Below are 18,505 nucleotides of genomic sequence, written 5' to 3'. Positions count from 1 at the left end.
TCATCTTCCGACCCGTCATGCTCTATTTGCCCCCACCTGTCCGGCGGCGTGTCGAATCCCTGGCCGCCAATCTGCTGCAACCGTCCGACGGCCCGCAGGTCGATTTTGCGGCGCCAGCGGGCGAACCCGCACTGGTCACCCCGGACTCGGTCTCGTGGCAGGTTTTCAAGAACCCCGCCACGCTGTTCATCGGCGGCGTAGCGGCGGTGATCCTGGAACTGGCGGAACCCCGGGTGCGCACGGGAGTGTGGGAACACACTTCCTTCCGTCAGCAGCCGATGGCGCGCCTGCAACGCACCGGACTGGCCGCCATGATGACCGTCTACGGCGCCCGCACGCAGACCGAAAAAATGATCGCCCACGTAGTGCGCCTGCACGGCGCGGTCCAGGGCGTCACGCCCGCTGGCACGCCTTACCGGGCCACCGATACCGACCTGCTCGACTGGGTGCAGGCCACGGCCAGCTTCGGGTTCCTGAATGCGTACCACGTGTATGCGCGGGCACTCACTCCCGGCGATCGCGATCGTTTCTATGCTGAAGGCGCTGCGGCCGCAAGACTCTATGGCGCCACGGGCGCGCCGATGTCGGAGGCCGAGCAGCAGGCGCAATTCGCCGCCATGGCGCCGCGCCTGGAAGCTTCCCCCATCGTGCAGGAATTCCTCACCATCATTGCGCGGGTGCCGGTGCTGCCGACGCCCTTGCGACGCCTGCAGTCCGTGATGGTGCGCGCCGCGATCGACCTCGTGCCGGCAACCATCCGGCAGACCTTGCAGCTGGAATCGACCGGTGGGCTCACGGCTGGGCAACGGTGGCTGGTGACCCGCGCCGCCCGGGCCGCGGATCGCCTGCCCTTACGCTCCGGCCCCGCTGTGCAGTCCTGCCGGCGCCTGGGCCTGCCCGACGACTATCTGTACCGCCGCCGTCAGGCCCGCAGCGCCCCATAGGCCGGTCCGAACCGGTACTGGCTGGTGCCGCTGCGTTTCGCTTCGTACATGGCAATGTCGGCCGTGCGCAGCAGGCTGGACGGGGATGCGTCGCTACCCGCTTCATAAATGGCAATGCCTGCGCTGGCGCTCATGTTGATCTGATGCGCGCCCAGCACGATAGGCACGCCCAGGGCCGACAGCAACGTGCCGGCCAGCGCGCTCAGGTTCTCCTTGTCCACCAGGCCTTCGGCCACCAGCACGAATTCGTCACCCGCGAGCCGGAAGACCTGGCTGCCTTCGCCGGCCCGGTCACGCAGACGGCGGGCGACTTCCTTCAGCACCATGTCGCCTTGCTCATGACCCAGGGTGTCGTTGACGGCCTTGAAGCCGTCCAGATCCAGGAACACCACGGCCACCGATCCACCGGTCGCATCGGCGCGCGACAGGGCTTGTGGCAGGTGTTCCTGAAAGGCGCGCCGGTTGGGCACGCCGGTCAGCACGTCTTCACGGGCTTCGACTTCGCGCGCCAGTTCGCGCACGTGCCGCTCGGTCACGTCGTGCGCCATGCAGTAGTAGCCTGCCAACCGGTTGTCGACCGCGTTCGGAATCAGGGTCACGGCGGTGTACGACGTCGACCCGTCCGCCATGGGCTGCGCGATCTCCAGCGACACACGGTCATCGTCACCCACGGCGGCCAGGGCCTGACGGATCTGCTGCGTGGCGGCAGGATCCATGACGTCTTCGATCGGATGGCCGATCAATCGCTGCGGATCCTTGCCCAACATCGACCGGTGCTTTTCGTTGGCATATTGATAGCGCAGGTCGGCATCGAAGTACGCCACCAGCGCCGGCACGTTGTCACTCACCATCCGCAGCTGGTCGTTGGCGTGCTGCAGTTCGCGGGTGCGCGCTTCAATGCGGCTTTCCAGGCTCTGCTGCAAGGCCAGCAAGGCAGCCTGCGCTTCGACGCGTTGCTGGATGTCGTCAACGATGGAAATGAAATACAGCGCCGTCCCGTCGACCGACCGGCGGGCGGCCACTGTCAGGTTGACCCAGATCACTTCGCCCGTCTTGCGGATATAACGCTTGTCGATCGTGTAGCGATCCACGTCGCCGCGCACCAGTTCCTGCAGACGATCCAGGTCGATATCGAGATCACCCGGATGCGTGATGTCCTGGAAGGTCAGATGCGCCAGTTCTTCGTGGCCATAGCCCACGATGCGGCACAACGAATCGTTCACCTCGATCCACCTGCCATCCAGTCCGATCAATGCAATGCCGACCGCCGCGCCTTCGAATACCGAACGGAATCGCGCTTCGCCATCCAGGTCGCGCAAGGCGGAGATGTCCCCCCGACGGCTGTCGATCAGGGCTTCCCGTTGATGCAGTTCGTGGCTGACCAGCAGCGCGGCCTGGCTCAGACAGCCAATGTCCGCTTCGTCGAACTCACGGGGTTCCCAGCCCACCGCGCACACGGTGCCCAGCGCCAATCCTTTCAGGCTGCGGATCGCGACGCCCGCATAACTGCGAATGCCAGGCGTGCCGGTCACCAGCGGGTTGTCAAAGAAGCGATCATCGATCAGCGTGTCGGGAACCACCAGGGGCGGGTCCTGCACGATGCAATGCGCGCAGAAGGCGCTTTGCCGGTCGAACTGGCGGATGTCGAAGCCATAGCTGGACTTGAACCATTGGCGATCACGGTCGACCAGCGACACCAGCACGACAGGCACACGCAGTGCCTGCGCGGCCAGACTCGTGATCAGGTCAAACACTGGTTCACGCGGCGTGTCGAGAATGTCGAGCGCGTGCAGCAGCGCCAACCGGTCTTCTTCATTGGGCGCAAGGGGCGCAATCAGCATGGTTCTAGGGCCTGGTGCTACGGGAATACCGGCATCGTACGCCGATGCCCCGCGCTGCGCAGCCCCGGCGTCACCCCTAGAGATCCGTGCCGCAGAAGCGTTCGGTGGCGGCCGGCTGGCTTACGAACGGATTGCCCGACCCCTGGATTTTCCAGATGCGCTGTTCACGTTCGCGCTCCCACGCATCCACCGGATAGGCCTTGGCCCACGTACAGAACAGGCGGCGTTCCTGGTCGCTCATGCGTAGCCGATAGGTGGTGTGCATATACATCTGGATGCGGGCGATACGGCCGCGCACCACTTGCCGCGGTTGCACGCGCCGATGCTTGAAGTCCACTACCGTACGGCATTGGCCGTACATGGGCGTGGGGTTGTTGTCCCACACATTGAAGCCGAAGTTGGACCGGTCACCGTTCACTTCGCCAATGGCCGGAACCAGATTGACCAGGTCCCCCTCGGCCTTGCCATAGATCGGATCCGTGGCGGCGCAGTGCTTGCGGCCGCCTTGCTGCCAGCATTGGCGCTGGTGGCCGATGTTCCAGGCGGGCACCACGTGTTCCCATTCCAGGCGCGATGCGCGCGACGCGTTCTTGCGGGGCTTGAAGCCGCAGGACTTCGCATCGATGGTCTTGCCTTTGTAGTTGCAGCCGCAATAGAAGTCCTGTTCCAGGTTGGCATACAGCCGGGGCAGGACCTGCTTGGCGTGCTTGAAGTCGCGGGGACCGACAGCGGTAGGGCGGGTGACGAGGGGAGCGGCGTGAGCAGGTAAAGCGGTCAACACCGAAAGCAGAAAAAGGAAAGACAGTCGCATGGGGCGGCATTGTATCGGGACCGTCATGCTACGTAGGCGATAATGGGAGGCTGACCTAGACATTTTTTTTAAAGGAAGGCATGTTCCAGGCATTACAGCTCCGTCTCTCTCCCTTTTTCTCTGAACCCTGGGCGCGCATCAGCGCCGCCATGGTGGCACTGGTCCTGGTAGCCGCTCTGGCTTACGTGATCGTCCACCGCGTCGTGCAGCGCGTCATGCGCGAACTGTTGACCCGCCTGTCATTGGGCAACTGGGACGACGCCCTGACCCGTCACGGCTTCTACAAGCGGCTTGCGCAGATGGCGCCGCCCGTGGTCTTCCAGTTCGGCATTCTTGCCGTGCCCGACCTGACAATCGCCGCCACTGAAGTGCTCCGCAATCTTGCCCTGGCGGCCACGCTGCTGTTCGGCATGCTGATGCTGTCGGCGGCCATGAACGCGGCCAACGACGCCTTCGCGACATCGACCCGCGCGCACACCCGGTCGATCAAGGGCTACCTGCAGCTGAGCAAGATCGTGTTGTGGGCCTTTGGCACCATCGTGATCGTTGCCACCGTCATCGATCGGTCGCCCTTGCTCCTGTTGTCCGGCCTGGGCGCCATGTCGGCCGTGCTGCTGCTGGTGTTCAAGGACACCTTGCTGTCCTTCGTGGCCAGCGTGCAACTGACATCGAACGACATGCTGCGCGTGGGCGACTGGATCGAGATGCCGCAGGTGGGCGCCGATGGTTTCGTGATCGACATTGCGCTGCATACGGTCAAGGTCGAAAACTGGGACAAGACCATCACCACCATCCCGACCTACCGGCTGTTTTCGGACAGCTTCCGTAATTGGCGGACCATGTTCACGTCAGGCGGACGGCGCATCAAACGTACGATCCGGCTGGACGCGGGCAGCGTGCGATTCCTGCGCGATGGCGAGATGGAACAGTTGCGGCGCTTTCGCCTGCTGGGCGAGTATCTCGACCAGAAACAGAAGGCCATCACCGAAGCCAACCAGGAACTGGGCGAGCCCGGCCATGATCCGGTCAACCAGCGGCGCCTGACCAACCTCGGTACTTTCCGCGCCTATACCGAGGCTTATCTGAAGCAGCACCCCGGCATCAACACCAGCATGATCCTGATGGTGCGCATGCTGGAACCGGGCGACAAGGGCATTCCGATCGAGCTGTACTGCTTCACGGCCAGCACGGCATGGGTGAGCTACGAACAGGTGCAGGGCGACATCTTCGATCACCTGCTGGCGATCCTGCCCGAGCTGGGTTTGCGGCTGTACCAATCGCCCGCGGGCAACGACCTGGTGACGGCGTTTGCGGACCGGTCGGCATCGCCGTCCATGCATGCGCGGGTGGAAGACCGGCAGGAACGCCTGGCCGGCTGAACCCGGGTCCGATCAGCCTGCCGCGGCCAGCACGTCGCGCGCGGCGGGCAGCGGCAATTCGCGGATTACGCCCGTGACGGCGCCCGTGCGTTTGGCGTGCTCCAGCCCTTCATTGGCCAGCGCGTCGGCGCGTTCGTTGCCGGCATGGCCGTTGTGGCCACGCACCCATCGGAAGCTGACCTTGTGACGCTGCGCGGCATCGATCAGCGTCTTCCAGAGCTCAGGATTCTTCACGTCCTTCCAGTTCTTCTTGACCCAGCCATGGCGCCACTCGGTCATGCCCTTCACCACGTACTGCGAGTCCGTGTAGACGACGATGTCGGTCGGCTCCAAGACCCAGCGCAGGGCTTCGATCGCCGCCGTGAGTTCCATGCGGTTGTTGGTCGTGTCGGGTGCTCCGCCATAGATTTCGACGGCCTTGTCAGGCGTCTGGATCCACGCGCCCCATCCCCCCGGACCGCCCGGGTTGCCACGGCATGCGCCATCGCAATAGATGGCCACGCCCGACGTGGGCGCATCGGTTGATGGCGGGGGCGCATCGGGCACGGCAGCCGGCTGCTCGGTCATCCACGCTTCAAACGGCGACAGGTCGGCCACGTCCTTGACGTACCACTTTTTTTGCGCGGGATTCCAGCGGGCGCCGAGCGCCTTGGCTTGGTCTTTCTCGGCAAACGGGACTTTCAACCAGACGATCATGGCAATTCGCTTTGGAGCAGGAGGGACCTCAGGGGTCGGAACCTTAAGGGCCGGGGCAGGGCGGTGTCAAGCCGGCAATCGGGGATAGCGCCGGGGCACATCGCCCGATTTTGTGCTAGGCCTGTTACGCAGTATCCACAGTGCCCTTTTTTTGTTCGATGTGTTTTGGAGGCCCATTTCATGCGGCTTGCGCGAGCGGTTGAGCCAGCTGTCCCCAAGCTTGTCCACAGGATATGGGGATAACTTTGTCACAGTTTCAAAACGGGTGTTGACGACCCGATGGCGTCCGGCCCAGGCGGCGGGAAACGCAGCGCCTGGCTGACGGCGCTGGCGCAGAACATGACGCGCTCGCCGATGGTCAGCCGTTCGTCGTCGGACAAATGCGGCCGCGCGAGGGTCAGGCTCAGGCTGCCCAGGCAGTTGCCCGCGCCATCCAGGATAGGTGCTGCGACCCCGGTCACGCCCGGCGTGACCTGGCCGCTGGATATCGTGCATCGCGTGCGCCGCAGGCGTGCCAGCAGTGTCTTGACGTCGGCCAGCGTGTGACCCAGGCCCGCATCCACGAAGGCCTCGGGTTGTTCGGCATACAGCCGCGTCACGGTCCGCGTGGGGGTGTAGGCCAGGATGATGCGCGACGCGGCGCCCTTCAACAGCGGCCGCGCATAGCCGCGTTCGTAATGGCTGTGGAAGGCATCGGTGCCAGCTTCCTGGTGCACGCACAAGACCTTGTCCTGATACCGGCGGCAGAGCAGGGCGATACCGGGCACTGCACGCACCAGGTCCTGCATGACCGGGCGGCTTGCGGTGATCAGCGGATCGCGCAGGCGCATGGCGTGATCGAGCTCGGCCACGCGGGGTCCCAACGTGTAGCCCAGTTCAGGCAAGGACGTGATCAACCCGGCCTCGGCCAGCACTTTCAGGTAGCGGTACAAGGTGCTGCGCGGCAAGCCTGAGCGCGCCAGCAAGGCGTCGGCATCAAGGCCGCCAGCGGCTTCGACGATGTCGATCAACGACAGCATTTTTTCCAGGCTGTTCATGGCGCAAGATCGTGATGGCACGGTATCCGGCAACTGCCATGTGTCGTACTGCACTGTGTCATATCGGCGTGCGCAGCGGCTGCCCGGCAGCCTGCCGTTCGGCGTTATCCAGGAAGGACGCCACGGTCGCCGCGATCGCTTCCGGCGACGCGCCCGCCACATGCGGCGTCAGCACCACGTTGTGCAGACCGATCAGGTCGGCCGGCGCATCGGGCTCGCTTTCGTACACGTCCAGACCCGCCCCCGCGATCGCGCCATCCCGCAAGGCTTGGGCCATGGCAGCGGTATCGACCACACTGCCACGCGCGATGTTGACCAGGTAGCCGCGCGGCCCCAGGGCCTGCAAGACGTCGGCGTTGACGATGTGCCGCGTGTCCGCGCCACCCGGCGTGGCCACGATCAGCATGTCGGCCCACTGCGCCAGCGCCGTTGCAGAATCAAAGTAGGTGTGGTCGACATCCGGAAGCTGACGCCGGTTGTGATAGCCGATGGCAAGATCAAAGCCCGCTGCGCGCCGCGCGATCTGCCGGCCTATCGTGCCCAGCCCGATGATGCCAAGGCGCTTGCCGTAAATGCTTGCCGGCGGTGGAAGACCTTCGCGCCAGCCGCCTTCACGCACGCGCTGATCCAGCCGCGGAATCTGCCTAGTCACCGCAAGCAAGAGTCCCATTGCATGATCGGCCACGCACGCATCATTCGCCCCCGCGCCGTTGGCCAGCGCAATGCCCCGCGCGCGTGCCGCGTCCACATCCAGCCGCTCGTAGCCCGCGCCCAATGCGCAAATGAACGCGAGCCTGGGCATCGCATCCATCTCGTCCGCCGTCAGTCCACGTGCGCCGATGGTCAACACGATATCGATGTCGTTGCCGTGGGTCGCAATGGCCTCGGCCTGCTGCGACGTGTCGGGCACATAGATGACGTCAAGCTTCGCTTCGATCTCGGCCAGATGCGTGGCCGAAAATCGGTGAAGGACAAGGCAACGGCGGCGGGGCATCGTCACTGGCATTCCATCATGGGCATTCCAACGTGGGGGGCAGCAGGATTCAGGGTTGAACATGCCAATAAAAAAAGCACCTGGCCCGCTAGGACACAAGTGCTTTTTTCTTCGGCTGCAGTGGCATGTCCTGGCAAAAGTTTTGCTGAACACATACCGCCTGCGGCCTGTCATTCTGGCTCCCCGACCTGGACTCGAACCAGGGACCTGCGGATTAACAGTCCGTCGCTCTACCGACTGAGCTATCAGGGAATTGAGACCGCAACTATAGCAGAAATTTTGGCTGTGTCAAAATGACGGCATGCATTTTTAGCAGGCGCTGCATGCCCGTATACACCCTGGCCGACATCGCTACCCACCGCGAAGAGATCCGCAAAAGCCGGTTCATTGCCCAAGCCGCGCCGGTCACCACGCCCGACGCCGCCATGGCCTTCATCGCCGCGCATTCGGATGCCACGGCCAACCATAACTGCTGGGCCTGGCGCATCGGATCGGCCTACCGTTTTCACGATGCCGGCGAACCGGGCGGCACCGCCGGCCGCCCCATCCTGGCGGCCATCGAAGGTCAGGAATGCGATCGGGTCGTGGTCGTCGTCACGCGCTGGTTCGGCGGCATCCTGCTTGGCGCGGGCGGACTCATGCGCGCATACGGCGGCTGCGCGGCAACCTGCCTGCGGCTGGCCACCAAGGTTGCCATCGTCGACCAGATCGTGTTGACCCTGGCCTGCACCTTTGCCGAGATGCCCGTGCTGCGCGCGCGGCTGCGTGAGCATGCGGCGGAACTGGAAGCGGAAAATTTCACGGGTGAAGGCGCCGTGTGGCAAGTGCGCCTGCCGCGTGAACGGGCGGCCACATGGGCGGCGATGGTGAGCGATCTGACGCGCGGTCGGGTGCAACTGGCGGAGCAGATCAAGCGCGCGACCTAGCCAGTGCGGCGGACATAACGCGTCGGCATCAGCACTTGTACCGCACTCGTACCCGCATTCGTCATTGCGCAATCACCGCAGCGCTTCATTCCGCGCGCGTCTTGCCCACCAGATCACGATGTGTCAGGTATAGCCGCAGATCAAATTCCAGCTGCGCGTACCCCGGCTGCATGCTGTCGCAGAGCCGATAGAACGCCTTGTTGTGATCATGCTCTTTCAGGTGCGCCAGTTCGTGTACGGCGATCATCCGCAAGAATTCGGGCGGGCCTTCCTTGAATACCGACGCCACCCTGATTTCTTTCTTGGCCTTGAGCTTGCCGCCTTGCACGCGAGATATCGCGGTGTGCAAACCAAGCGCCCGATGGATTACATCCAGCTTGCTGTCATAGGCCACCTTGTGGACCGGCGGCGCGCTGCGCAAATAGGTCGTCTTCAGGTCCAGCACATATTCGTACAAGGCCTTGTCGGTCTGGATTGCGTGCCGTTCCGGATACTTTTTTTGCAGGTAATCCCCCAGCCGATTCTGCTCGATCAACTGACGCACCTGGTCCAGCAATTCAGGCGAATACGAAGCGAGATATTTCATGGGCGGGCTCGGCAGAAGGCGCGAAGGGACACGATCAGGCAGCCGGTCGCGCAGCATCGGCGGCCGCGCCCAGCCGCCACAAGGACGTCACTTCCACCGACCGCGCGGCATGCAGCGGGTCGTCCGGATCACTCGCCTTGCCATGCTGCGGCCGGGTGTCGATGCGTCCCAGCACGGTCAGTCCGGCATCGGCAATCCAGCCGTCCAATTCGGCGCGCGACCGCAGCCCCAGATGTTCAGCCAGGTCGGACAGAATCAGCCAGCCTTCGCCCCCGGCCGTCAGATGCGCCCGCAGCCCGGCCAGAAAGCCGCGCAACATCCGGCTTTCGGGGTCATAGACGGCATATTCGATCGGCGAACTTGGCCGCGCCGGCACCCACGGCGGATTGCAGACAATCAGCGGCGCCTGGCCGGCGGGGAACAGGTCGGCCTCGACCACGTCCACCTGCGCCGCCAACCCCAGCCGCGTCAGATTCTCGGTTGCGCACGCCAACGCCCGCGCATCCTGATCGGTCGCGACGACCCGCTGCACCCCACGCCGCGCCAACACCGCCGCCAGCACGCCCGTGCCCGTCCCGATATCGAACGCCAGCGTCGTGGACGGCAGCGGCGCCCGATCGACCAGCTGGATATATTCGCCGCGCACTGGCGCGAACACGCCATACCAGGGGTGGATCCGATCGCCCAGCGCCGCAATCGGCACGCCTTTCTTGCGCCATTCGTGCGCGCCGACCAGGCCCAGCACTTCGCGCATGGACACCACCGACGGCTGCCCATCCGGCTCGCCATACGCCTCGCGACACGCCAGCCGCACGTCCGGCGCACGCCGCAGCGGAATCCCGTAATCGCCATCCATGGGCAACAGCAACATGCCCAAGGTGCGCGCCCGCTGCCCCTGGGCCTGACGATGCGCATGAAACGCATCCGCTGGCGACCCCGCCACTTTCTTGCGCGGCTTCCGGTCGATGCGCCGGCCCATGGCCTGCAGCAACTGCCGCGCGTTCTGAAAGTCCCCGCGCCACAACAAGGCCGTGCCTTCACACGCCAACCGGTACGCCGTATCCGCTGGCGTCGTGTCGTCCGCCACCACCACCCGCTTGGGCGGCACATTCCCCGCCTCGGACCGCCACCGCGCGGTATGCGCTTCGTCGGATTCCTGCCAGATGAGGGTGGGTGAGGAGGCGTGCATGGAGTTTGGGTGGGGGTGTGGCTTTGAGAGGGGGGATTTTACGGGATGATGGGGGAAGGGGTGGGGGGTGCGGAAGATTTGCTGGTTGGGAGCCCGGCCGCCGCGGGGAGTCGCATTGCAAGGCCGAGCTCGCTGGGTCCCGGCCTACGCCGGGCCTGGGCTTAGCAAAGCCTCGCAATGCGACTCCCCGCACCGTCCCTGCCGCTCGCTACCGCATCGGCTGGACAAGGTCGCACCGCCAAGTTGGGTGGGGTAGGGGGAATTTAAGGGGCGGTGGGGCTTGCGGAAGAGTTGCTGGTTGGGAGCCCGCCGTCCCTGCCTCTCGCTACCGCATCGGCTGGACACGGTCGCACTACAAAACAAATGCCAGCGCCAAGACGCTCCCAGACGCAAGGAGGTTTGCACCAAAAAAGGCCGGCGTGGGTAGTTGGGTTGGGGGGAATTGCTTGCGCCGGGCTGGGAAGCTGAATCGGGGAGGTAAGGGCGCGCCTGTTTGAGCGGCATGCTTATCGACTGTCCGGGGGACAGTCGATGCCGCGAGTTTGCGCGTCCGCCCCGATTCGGCTTCCCGGCACGGGGGACCGGCGAAGGCCGGGCCCCAGCAAGCTCTGACCCCCAACCCAACTACCCACGGCGGCCGCGCAAAAACCCCCCACCCCAGCAAGAACCCAACACGCACCAAGAAAAAACGCCAGCAAGAACTAAATCAAAGCCGCCAACTTCCGAACCTTCCGCGTCAACGCCCCCGTAGGACTCACCAACTCATCAAGAATCGTAAAATGATTCAACCCAGGCAAACACGCAATATGCCCCGGCAAATGCGCCCGCGCCGCCTCGAACACCTCCGACTGGCGCTGCAGTTCCGGCAACTCCGCCCCGCCATACGCCAACACCAGCGACTTCGGACTCAACGGCAAATGCAGCGGACTCAGTGCCCGTTCATCCGCCGGCGTCAGCCCCAACTTGTCATTCAGATAATTCATCCGCACCGGCTCAAGATCATAAATGCCACTGATCGCCAGTGCGCTGTGCACCCCCGGCTCATCCAGGCACATCGCCGCCAGATGCCCCCCCGCCGACCATCCCGACACGATCATATGTTCCGCATCGCCCCCAAACGTCGGCGCATGATCCCCCAGCCACGCCACCGCCCGCCGGCACTCGTCCACAATCTGCGCCAGCGTCGCGTCCGGCGCCAGGGTGTAGCCCACCATCGCCACATGCATCCCGTGCGCCAACGGCCCGGCCGCCAGTGCACTGAACGTATCCTTGTGGCGCATCTGCCAATAGCCGCCATGGATGAAAACCAGCAGCGGACCCGGCCGGCCCGACGCAAAGTAGTCGATCCGGTTGCGCGGCGCCGGGCCGTAGGCCAGGTTCAGGTAATCCGGATAGGCGGCGCGCAGTTCCGCGCTGCGCCGGTCCAGATCGGCCATCAGCACACTGCTGTTCGCCACGCCCTTGCTGTTGTCATACGCCGCGTCCAGCTGCGCCCGCGTCATTCCCCGGTAGATCGCGCTCATGACGTCACCCCGGCCGGCACCGCAACGCCGGCTTGCACCACCACCGGCGCCTTCGACGCCACATGGCTGCTCAGGCGCTGCGTAATGCTGCGCCTGACGTCATTGAAGCCCGGTTCGGACACCTCACGCGGCCGCGGCAGCAGCAGGGGAATGTCCTCTTCGATGCGGCCCGGTCCGGCTGTCATGACGACCACCCGGTCGGACATCAGCACCGCTTCTTCGACGGCATGCGTCACGAACACCACCGTCACTTTCGTCCGTGCCCAGATCTCCAGCAAGTCCTGTTGCAGCTTTTCGCGCGTCAGCGCATCCAGCGCGCCGAAGGGCTCGTCCATCAACAGCACTTCGCAATCATTGGCCAGCACGCGCGCGATGGCCACGCGCTGCTTCATCCCACCCGACAACTGGCCCGGGTAGTAATCGGCAAAGGCCGACAGGCCCACCATGTCGGTGTAATGCGCGGCGATCTCGTCCAGTTTTGCCTTGGGCAGATGCCGCTGTTTGGGGCCGAAGCCGATATTTTCTTTCACGGTCAGCCACGGGAACAGGCCGTAGTCCTGGAAGACCATGCCTCGTTCCGGGCCGGGGCCGGTAATCGGTGCGCCATACATGCTGACCTTGCCCGACGAGGTCGTCTCGAAGCCGGCCATGATGCGCAGCAGGGTGGACTTGCCGCAGCCAGAGGCCCCGATCAGGCACACGAATTCCCCCTTGTCGATGCGCAGGTCGACCGAGGCCAGGGCTTGCACGGTCTTGCCGCCGACCGAAAAACGTTTGCTCACGCCCTCGATGGAAAGAATGGGCAGGGGCTTTCTGCGGAGGTCGCTGTCAGACATGATGTTGCGGACTCCATTTGAGCAATCGGTTGTTCACCATCACCAGCACACGGTCGGTCAGGAAGCCGGCCAGGCCGATCACGATCATGCCGGCAATCACCAGGTCAGTTCGCGACAGCATGCGCCCGTCCATGATCACCGCGCCCAGGCCTTCGGGCACGCCAGTCATTTCGCCGACCACGATCAGGATCCACGCAAAGCCGTGGCCCAGCCGCAGGCCGTTCAGGATCGACGGCAAGGCCGCCGGCAGCACCACCTGGCGGAACATGGCCGGGCCACTGCAGCCCAGCATGGCCGACGCTTCGAACAGGCGGTGGTCCACGGCGCGCACCCCGAAAGTCGTGTTGAAGACGATCGGGTAGAACGCGCCCAGGAACACCAGGAAGATCGCGGCGTTCGGGCCCAGGCCGAAAAAGATCATCGACAGGGGCAGCCAGGCCGTGACCGGCACCGGCCGTAGCAACTGCAGGGTGGGGTCGACCACGTCCCGCACGAGCTTGATGCGGCCGATCAGCAGGCCCAGTGGAATGCCCACCAGCGCCGCCGCAAAGAAGCCGCCATAGACCCGCGTGACCGACTTCCACACATGCAGCGGCAGCGTTTCGCTGAAGGCGTCGTCGTAGACCCCGCCCACCGTGAAGTCGACCAGCATGCGCGCCACGTCATAGGGCAACGGGATCAACTGCGTGCGCGTCAGCCGGACCGCCAGGTCCCAGGCAATCAGCAGGCCCAGCGGCAACAGCCACGGCGTCACGACACGCCGCAGCGTGCCGGCCGCCGTCCGCCGGGTGCCGGTATCGGCCGCCTCGTTGCTGTCGGGCAGGGGCAGGGCGGCGCCTGCGGGTGGGGTCGGAAGGCTGGCCATTATTTCGTCGCCGCGACCTGCTGGATAAAGGTCGTATCAATGAACGTGGCATAGTTCGGCAGCTGTCGGATCTGCTTTTTGTCCAGCATCTGCGCGCCGTAATACTTGGCGCGCGTGGTCCAGTCGTCGTCGATCTTCCAGGTCAGTTCCACGTTGGGCGCGGCCACTTCCACGACCTTGGCCGGAATGCCCAGTTTGGCGGACGACATCTCGATGAATGCGCTGCGGTTCGACATCGCGTATTCGGTGGCCTTGCGGTGGATGTCCAGAAAGACCTTGATCAGTTCCGGCTTGGCCTTGACGGTATCCGCATGCGTCGTCATGACCATGTTCACCGACCCGGTCGGCGTGTTGTACGGGAATTCGATCACCTTGCCGACGCCGCGGCCCACGCTGATCGACGGGCCCGGTTCCGCGCCCACGTACGCGTCGATGTCGCCGCGTTCCATGGCCGTCGGCATTTCGCTGAACGACAGGCGCACCGACTGCACGTCCTTGATCGTCATGCCTTCCTGCTTCAATCGATCCAGGAAGACCACTTCCTGCGTCGAGCCTGGCAGGATCCCGATCTTCTTGCCCTTGAGCGTCTTGACCGAATTGGCCGGCGCATCGGCCCGGCCCACGATCGCCATGCCGCGATTGCACTGCGCGCCAATGATCACGACGGGCTCGCCCGCTGCGCCGCCCAGGGTGGCAGCCGCCAGTCCGAACGCGCCAAAGTCCACGGACTTGGTCACCACGGCGTTCTTGCCATCGGTGGGCGTCTCGAACGGGACCACCTCGATCTTGTAGCCGGCGGGCGTGAACTTCTCATAGAAGTAGGGGGTGATCGCGTGGATCAGCTTGAGCGTGCCGACCCGTATGACCTGGTCGGCGGCGGCGGCGGGAGCGGCCCAGGCCACGGAGGCGCAAGCGGTGGCGATAAGTGCGGCAATGAAGGTTCTGCGGTGGGGCACGTTGCATCCTCGGTCGGAACACGTCACGGCGACGTTCCCGTATCTTGCAAGCGGTGTGCCAGGCAGGCTGGGGGTGTTCCTGGTGATAGCAGGCACTTCTGGGCAGACAAGCGCACGTCTATGGTGCGCAGCAGGCAGGCAGCCGTTCCCTTGCGCGGAACGGCGGTCCAAAGCGGTGCCTGGGGGCGGTCCATGCTGGGGCATGCCGGTGCGTGCGCCAGGAAAAGGGGCGCACCCGGCTGCTACTATGACGCACACCTTTCGTCCCGCAGACCCTATAGACACAGGAGCGTCATGCCTTTACCCGTTACCCGCCGCCGCGTGTTGCGCACCGCTCTGGCGGCCACGCTGCTTCCGTCGCTGGCCGCGCTGGCCGCATGTGCCAAGAAGGTCGAATACCACGGCATCGACCTGTCGCAGGCCACCTTTGCCACCGACTTCAAGCTGAAGGACCCGGCGGGCAAGGAACGGACGCTGGCCGACTTCCCGAACAAGGTCGTGATGGTGTTTTTCGGATTCACGCAGTGTCCGGACGTGTGTCCGACGGCATTGGCGCGCGCGGTCGAGATGCGCGGGATCATGGGCGCCGATGCCGACAAGGTGCAGGTGGTGTTCATCACCATCGACCCGGAGCGCGATACGCCCGAGATTCTGAAGGCCTATACCGAAGCCTTTGACCCGACCTTCCTGGGCCTGCGCGGCGACCTGGCCGAAACCAAGGCTACCGCCGACGCGTTCAAGGTGTTCTATCAGAAGGTGCCCACGGGCAGCTCCTACACCATGGACCACACGTCATTGACCTACGTGTTCGACCAGAAGGGCAAGCTGCGCCTGGCGCTGCGCCACGACCAGAGCGCGCAAGAATGCGCGTCGGACATCAAGACACTGATGGAAACGGCGTAAAAAGTTGGAGTTCTACGTGGTGCCTTGAAGGCATGCGACGGCGGGGCAGGCAGGCAGCCATCGGCCCGCCGCCGTATACCTCAGCCCTGTACCTCAGCCCCGTCCCACCATCCGTTTCAGCCCCAGCCACTGCTGGGCAAAGAATCCCTGGCCGTACTCGCGGCCGCCTTCTTCCGGCAGCTGGTCGCGAATGCCGGTGGCTTCGTAGTTGCCACCAAAGTGCGCCGTGCCAAACAGAATGTCCCAGATCGGGAACAGCACCGCGAAGTTATGCCCGCCCAGGCGGCGGCCGCGCGATTCGTGGCCCAGCCCGATGGCGTGATGCAGACGGTGAAAACGTGGCCCCACGATCAGCTTTTCGCCGATGCGGCCAAAGCTCACGCGCACATTGGCATGCGAAAAGCTTTCGATCAGGTTGCTGATCGCAACGATCGCCACGAACTGGCCGGGCGCCACGCCAATCAGTTGCGAGGCAATCACCAGCATCGTGTCGTGCAGCAGGTCTTCGAGCAGATGGTTGCGGTCATCGCTCCACATCGTCATCTGGCGCTGGCTGTGGTGCACCGAATGCAGCGCCCACAGCCACCGGTAGCTGTGCACCGCGCGGTGGAACAGATAGCCCAGCAGATCGAACAGCAACAGGTACAGCAGCAGGCTGGCGATCGGGCCATCGGTCACGCCGGGCCACAGTTGATCCAGCTGGAATGACGACAGCCCCATGACGTGCAGGCTGCCGAACATCGCATTCCACAACGGGTCGATAGCAAAGAACAGGGCAACGCGGAAGATGCCCAGCCGGTGGATGACCGTGTAGATCATGTCGAGACGGATGCCGCGGTGGTCGGTCACCTGTTCCACGGGCTTCCAGCGCTGCATGGGTGCGATCACCGCGATCAGCACCACGATCTGGATCACGCCCACCAGCAGCCACATCGTGGCGTCAAAGGCGTCTTCGACAAGATTGCCCATGCCCATGGCAAACAGCAGGGGCTGGATGGCCGCTTCGAACAGCCATTGCTGGGCGGCGGAAAAAAGGTCAGTGATCGTGTCCATCGTCAACCGTTTGTCTTGAGCCACTCCCGATAGGCGGGATGGGTTTTCAGCGTGGCAAAACAGAAGCCCTTGTTCTTCAGGCCGACAATCAGGGGCTCGAGCACAGCAGGTGCCCAGGGGTCCTGACGCGACCAGATGCCCAGGTGCGCCAACAGGATATCGCCCGGCCGGATGCGCTGCAGCGCGCGGTCCAGCAGGGCTTTGTTCGGATAGGCCTTGCTGGGCAACTCGTCTCCGAGAAAGCCCGCTTCGGCCCAGCCGACATGGCTGTAGCCGCAGCTTTTGGCCGCCGCCAGCAGCGCGGGCGACTGCTTGCCACCCGGCGCACGGAACAGCGGACTCAGTTTCTGGCCGGTCATCGCCTTGAAGCGCGTCGCGACCTTGTCCAGCTCGGCGCAATATTCCGCCGATGTCCACTGGCGGGTCTGCCCGGCATTCGGGCCGGCGCTCGGCTTCATGCGAAAGGTGCCGCCGGCCTGGTCGGCCAGCCAGTACACGTGGTCGTAGGTGTGCGACCCGAACAGGTGGCCTTCGGCCGCGCGCGCCTTCCACCACGGCGCCCACTGGTCATCCAGGCTGCCGCCCTCGGTCTGGGTGCGTTCGTTCGCCAGAAAGAACGTCACTTTCACGTCGTTGCGCTTCAGCACGTCGGCGATCAGGGGCGCGACGCCCATGTGCCCGGTGTCGAAGGTCAGGTAGACGGGCTTGTCGCAGTCGGCCGCAAACGCCGTGCTGGCGACCAGGCCCGTCGCGGCCAGGGCCAGACTGACCCGTCTAACGGAGCGGAACATGATCCAGCGTCCAGACGCCGTGCGGCGAACGGCCCACGTTCACCTGGCGCACCACTTTCTTGGTGTCCAGGTCGATCACGGTCAATTTCTTGGCCCAGCGCGATGTCACCAGCAGCGTCTTGCCGTCGGCCAGCACGTCCATGCAATCCGGGCCACCCGGGGCATGGAAGGTGTCGACCACCGTCTGCGTCTGCATGTCGATGCGGCTGATGCTGTTGGCCACGCGATTGCTGACGAACACGTGACGCTTGTCGCCCTGCGCCCGGAACGCATGCGCGCCGGCGGCCGTCTGGATCTTCTTGACGAGCTTGGCGGGCGACACGGTCAGGTCATAGACCTCGACAAAGCTGTCACCGGTCAGGGCCAGGAACAGGAACTTGTCATCGGGGGACACGAACAGGTCGGCGGGCATCTTGCCCACCGGGATCGTCCACTTGGGCGTCTGCGTAGCCAGGTCGATCGCGATCATCTGGTCGCTATCCTGCAGGGACACATACGCCGTCGTGCTTTTGCTGTCGGTGTTGATGTGGCTGGGTGTCTTGCCGGCCGGCACGCGCTTGGCCAGCTTCAGATCGAAGCCGCCCGTCGGCAGCGGCTGCCACCGGTAAATGTCGATATGGTCCAGGCGGTTCGCGGCGGTAATGAACCACTTCATGTCCGGCGAAAAGCGCAGGTGATACGGGTCGACGATGCCGGTAATGGTGCGCTGGAACTTGCCCGTGCGCGGGTCGACCAGCGTCAGCGAATCGCTCGACGCATTGGCAACGATCACCGACTTTTCGTCGGGCGTCAGGTACAGGTGATGCGGTTCCTTGCCTGTCGGGATGCGCCCGGTTTCCTGATAGGTGACCGGGTCGATCAGGCTCAGGTTCGCATCCAGCGAATTCAGGACAATGATGGGGGCGGTGGGAGCGGGCTTGGTCGCCGCGGCAGCGGCAGGAGCAGGGACGGCGGCAGGGGCGGCGGCAAACGCGTTCAGCGCGAAGGCGACACTGCCGAGCAGGGCAAAACGGGCAAGGTGCAGGCGTATCAACGTAACTCTCGAAGAACAGGGAATCTGACTGTCGCCGCGATTGTTGCACACGCGACTGACGAAAACCTTGCACCTTTCCAACACTCGCACGTAAAAACGGCGAAACCCGCGTGGTTGCTGGGTTTCGCCGGGTTCGGGCGTT

The 18,505-nt window shown here is 64.4% G+C and carries 18 protein-coding genes and 1 tRNA gene; 4 read left to right on the top strand and 15 right to left on the bottom strand.

From position 1 onward, the window contains the following. Positions 1–17: 17 nt before the first annotated feature. Positions 18–944 (top strand): oxygenase MpaB family protein, encoded by a 927-nt coding sequence (locus HD883_RS05505; RefSeq protein ID WP_179587460.1) that lies wholly within the window; start codon positions 18–20, stop codon positions 942–944. On the opposite strand, the gene HD883_RS05500 is transcribed toward HD883_RS05505, so the two are convergent. Both HD883_RS05500 and HD883_RS05495 read right to left on the bottom strand, forming a co-directional pair. Next, on the bottom strand, positions 923–2,785 hold the full coding sequence (locus HD883_RS05500) for a diguanylate cyclase domain-containing protein (RefSeq protein ID WP_179587461.1): 1,863 nt from the start codon (positions 2,783–2,785) through the stop codon (positions 923–925). The two genes, HD883_RS05505 and HD883_RS05500, sit on opposite strands and share 22 nt — an antisense overlap. 76 nt (positions 2,786–2,861) lie before the next feature. After that, complete coding sequence (locus HD883_RS05495) at positions 2,862–3,596, bottom strand: endonuclease (protein WP_179587462.1); 735 nt, start codon at positions 3,594–3,596, stop codon at positions 2,862–2,864. 149 nt (positions 3,597–3,745) lie between these two features. Here HD883_RS05495 and HD883_RS05490 point away from each other — a divergent pair, with 149 nt between their 5' ends. Continuing rightward, positions 3,746–4,975 (top strand): mechanosensitive ion channel family protein, encoded by a 1,230-nt coding sequence (locus HD883_RS05490; protein WP_257022002.1) that lies wholly within the window; start codon positions 3,746–3,748, stop codon positions 4,973–4,975. 12 nt (positions 4,976–4,987) lie between these two features. On the opposite strand, the gene rnhA is transcribed toward HD883_RS05490, so the two are convergent. From rnhA to HD883_RS05470, 4 genes are all read right to left on the bottom strand, one after another. Then, positions 4,988–5,671 carry a ribonuclease HI gene (gene rnhA, locus HD883_RS05485; protein WP_306455897.1) on the bottom strand — a complete coding sequence of 228 codons (684 nt, stop codon included), beginning with the start codon at positions 5,669–5,671 and terminating at the stop codon, positions 4,988–4,990. Between the two features lie 248 nt (positions 5,672–5,919). Further along, positions 5,920–6,708 carry an IclR family transcriptional regulator gene (locus tag HD883_RS05480; RefSeq protein WP_179587464.1) on the bottom strand — a complete coding sequence of 263 codons (789 nt, stop codon included), beginning with the start codon at positions 6,706–6,708 and terminating at the stop codon, positions 5,920–5,922. Between the two features lie 58 nt (positions 6,709–6,766). Next, on the bottom strand, positions 6,767–7,702 hold the full coding sequence (locus HD883_RS05475) for a 2-hydroxyacid dehydrogenase (RefSeq protein ID WP_179587465.1): 936 nt from the start codon (positions 7,700–7,702) through the stop codon (positions 6,767–6,769). A gap of 176 nt (positions 7,703–7,878) precedes the next feature. Beyond that, positions 7,879–7,954 (bottom strand) — tRNA-Asn (locus tag HD883_RS05470). Positions 7,955–8,025: 71 nt separating this feature from the next. On the opposite strand from HD883_RS05470, the gene HD883_RS05465 reads away from it, so the two are divergent. Beyond that, the gene (locus HD883_RS05465; RefSeq protein ID WP_179587466.1) at positions 8,026–8,628 is read left to right on the top strand and encodes an IMPACT family protein; all 603 of its coding nucleotides are present in this window, start codon (positions 8,026–8,028) and stop codon (positions 8,626–8,628) included. A gap of 85 nt (positions 8,629–8,713) precedes the next feature. Here the strand turns inward: HD883_RS05465 and HD883_RS05460 are convergent, their stop codons facing one another. From HD883_RS05460 to HD883_RS05435, 6 genes are all read right to left on the bottom strand, one after another. Then, complete coding sequence (locus HD883_RS05460) at positions 8,714–9,214, bottom strand: YgjP-like metallopeptidase domain-containing protein (protein WP_218863223.1); 501 nt, start codon at positions 9,212–9,214, stop codon at positions 8,714–8,716. 34 nt (positions 9,215–9,248) lie between these two features. Then, on the bottom strand, positions 9,249–10,403 hold the full coding sequence (locus tag HD883_RS05455) for a methyltransferase (protein ID WP_179587468.1): 1,155 nt from the start codon (positions 10,401–10,403) through the stop codon (positions 9,249–9,251). A 701-nt stretch (positions 10,404–11,104) separates the two neighbouring features. Then, positions 11,105–11,839, bottom strand: coding sequence for an alpha/beta hydrolase (locus tag HD883_RS05450; protein WP_257022001.1), 735 nt, complete (start codon positions 11,837–11,839; stop codon positions 11,105–11,107). An 83-nt stretch (positions 11,840–11,922) separates the two neighbouring features. Beyond that, complete coding sequence (locus HD883_RS05445) at positions 11,923–12,762, bottom strand: ABC transporter ATP-binding protein (RefSeq protein WP_179587470.1); 840 nt, start codon at positions 12,760–12,762, stop codon at positions 11,923–11,925. Next, entirely contained in the window at positions 12,755–13,627 is an 873-nt protein-coding gene (locus HD883_RS05440) for an ABC transporter permease (RefSeq protein ID WP_179587471.1), read from the bottom strand. Before HD883_RS05440 ends, HD883_RS05445 begins: the two co-directional genes overlap by 8 nt. After that, positions 13,627–14,583: an ABC transporter substrate-binding protein gene (locus HD883_RS05435; protein WP_373563316.1), complete on the bottom strand. Its 957-nt coding sequence runs from the start codon at positions 14,581–14,583 to the stop codon at positions 13,627–13,629. The genes HD883_RS05440 and HD883_RS05435 overlap by 1 nt, the downstream gene beginning before the upstream one ends. A 294-nt stretch (positions 14,584–14,877) precedes the next feature. On the opposite strand from HD883_RS05435, the gene HD883_RS05430 reads away from it, so the two are divergent. Then, on the top strand, positions 14,878–15,486 hold the full coding sequence (locus HD883_RS05430; protein WP_179587473.1) for an SCO family protein: 609 nt from the start codon (positions 14,878–14,880) through the stop codon (positions 15,484–15,486). A 93-nt stretch (positions 15,487–15,579) separates the two neighbouring features. Here HD883_RS05430 and HD883_RS05425 read toward each other — a convergent pair whose 3' ends face one another. The 3 genes from HD883_RS05425 to HD883_RS05415 are packed head-to-tail and all read right to left on the bottom strand — an operon-like array spanning position 15,580 to position 18,354. Continuing rightward, on the bottom strand, positions 15,580–16,539 hold the full coding sequence (locus tag HD883_RS05425; RefSeq protein WP_179587474.1) for a sterol desaturase family protein: 960 nt from the start codon (positions 16,537–16,539) through the stop codon (positions 15,580–15,582). Between the two features lie 2 nt (positions 16,540–16,541). Next, positions 16,542–17,330, bottom strand: a complete 789-nt coding sequence (locus tag HD883_RS05420) for a polysaccharide deacetylase family protein (RefSeq protein WP_179587475.1) — start codon at positions 17,328–17,330, stop codon at positions 16,542–16,544. Further along, positions 17,314–18,354, bottom strand: coding sequence for a YncE family protein (locus tag HD883_RS05415; protein WP_179588719.1), 1,041 nt, complete (start codon positions 18,352–18,354; stop codon positions 17,314–17,316). The genes HD883_RS05420 and HD883_RS05415 overlap by 17 nt, the downstream gene beginning before the upstream one ends. Positions 18,355–18,505: the final 151 nt, after the last annotated feature.

This window comes from Pigmentiphaga litoralis, assembly GCF_013408655.1.
Lineage (GTDB): Bacteria > Pseudomonadota > Gammaproteobacteria > Burkholderiales > Burkholderiaceae_B > Pigmentiphaga > Pigmentiphaga litoralis_A.
Note: the sequence above shows the minus strand (reverse complement) of the source record. Positions and strands in the feature narration are given on the sequence as shown.

Excerpts from the sequence above, each read along its gene's own strand:
- HD883_RS05505 (WP_179587460.1), top strand. The coding sequence starts at position 18 with ATGCTCTATTTGCCCCCACCTGTCCGGCGGCGTGTCGAATCCCTGGCC.
- HD883_RS05500 (WP_179587461.1), bottom strand. The coding sequence starts at position 2,785 with ATGCTGATTGCGCCCCTTGCGCCCAATGAAGAAGACCGGTTGGCGCTG.
- HD883_RS05495 (WP_179587462.1), bottom strand. The coding sequence starts at position 3,596 with ATGCGACTGTCTTTCCTTTTTCTGCTTTCGGTGTTGACCGCTTTACCT.
- HD883_RS05490 (WP_257022002.1), top strand. The coding sequence starts at position 3,746 with ATGGTGGCACTGGTCCTGGTAGCCGCTCTGGCTTACGTGATCGTCCAC.
- rnhA (WP_306455897.1), bottom strand. The coding sequence starts at position 5,671 with ATGATCGTCTGGTTGAAAGTCCCGTTTGCCGAGAAAGACCAAGCCAAG.
- HD883_RS05480 (WP_179587464.1), bottom strand. The coding sequence starts at position 6,708 with ATGAACAGCCTGGAAAAAATGCTGTCGTTGATCGACATCGTCGAAGCC.
- HD883_RS05475 (WP_179587465.1), bottom strand. The coding sequence starts at position 7,702 with ATGCCCCGCCGCCGTTGCCTTGTCCTTCACCGATTTTCGGCCACGCAT.
- HD883_RS05465 (WP_179587466.1), top strand. The coding sequence starts at position 8,026 with ATGCCCGTATACACCCTGGCCGACATCGCTACCCACCGCGAAGAGATC.
- HD883_RS05460 (WP_218863223.1), bottom strand. The coding sequence starts at position 9,214 with ATGAAATATCTCGCTTCGTATTCGCCTGAATTGCTGGACCAGGTGCGT.
- HD883_RS05455 (WP_179587468.1), bottom strand. The coding sequence starts at position 10,403 with ATGCACGCCTCCTCACCCACCCTCATCTGGCAGGAATCCGACGAAGCG.
- HD883_RS05450 (WP_257022001.1), bottom strand. The coding sequence starts at position 11,839 with ATGGCCGATCTGGACCGGCGCAGCGCGGAACTGCGCGCCGCCTATCCG.
- HD883_RS05445 (WP_179587470.1), bottom strand. The coding sequence starts at position 12,762 with ATGTCTGACAGCGACCTCCGCAGAAAGCCCCTGCCCATTCTTTCCATC.
- HD883_RS05440 (WP_179587471.1), bottom strand. The coding sequence starts at position 13,627 with ATGGCCAGCCTTCCGACCCCACCCGCAGGCGCCGCCCTGCCCCTGCCC.
- HD883_RS05430 (WP_179587473.1), top strand. The coding sequence starts at position 14,878 with ATGCCTTTACCCGTTACCCGCCGCCGCGTGTTGCGCACCGCTCTGGCG.
- HD883_RS05425 (WP_179587474.1), bottom strand. The coding sequence starts at position 16,539 with ATGGACACGATCACTGACCTTTTTTCCGCCGCCCAGCAATGGCTGTTC.
- HD883_RS05420 (WP_179587475.1), bottom strand. The coding sequence starts at position 17,330 with ATGTTCCGCTCCGTTAGACGGGTCAGTCTGGCCCTGGCCGCGACGGGC.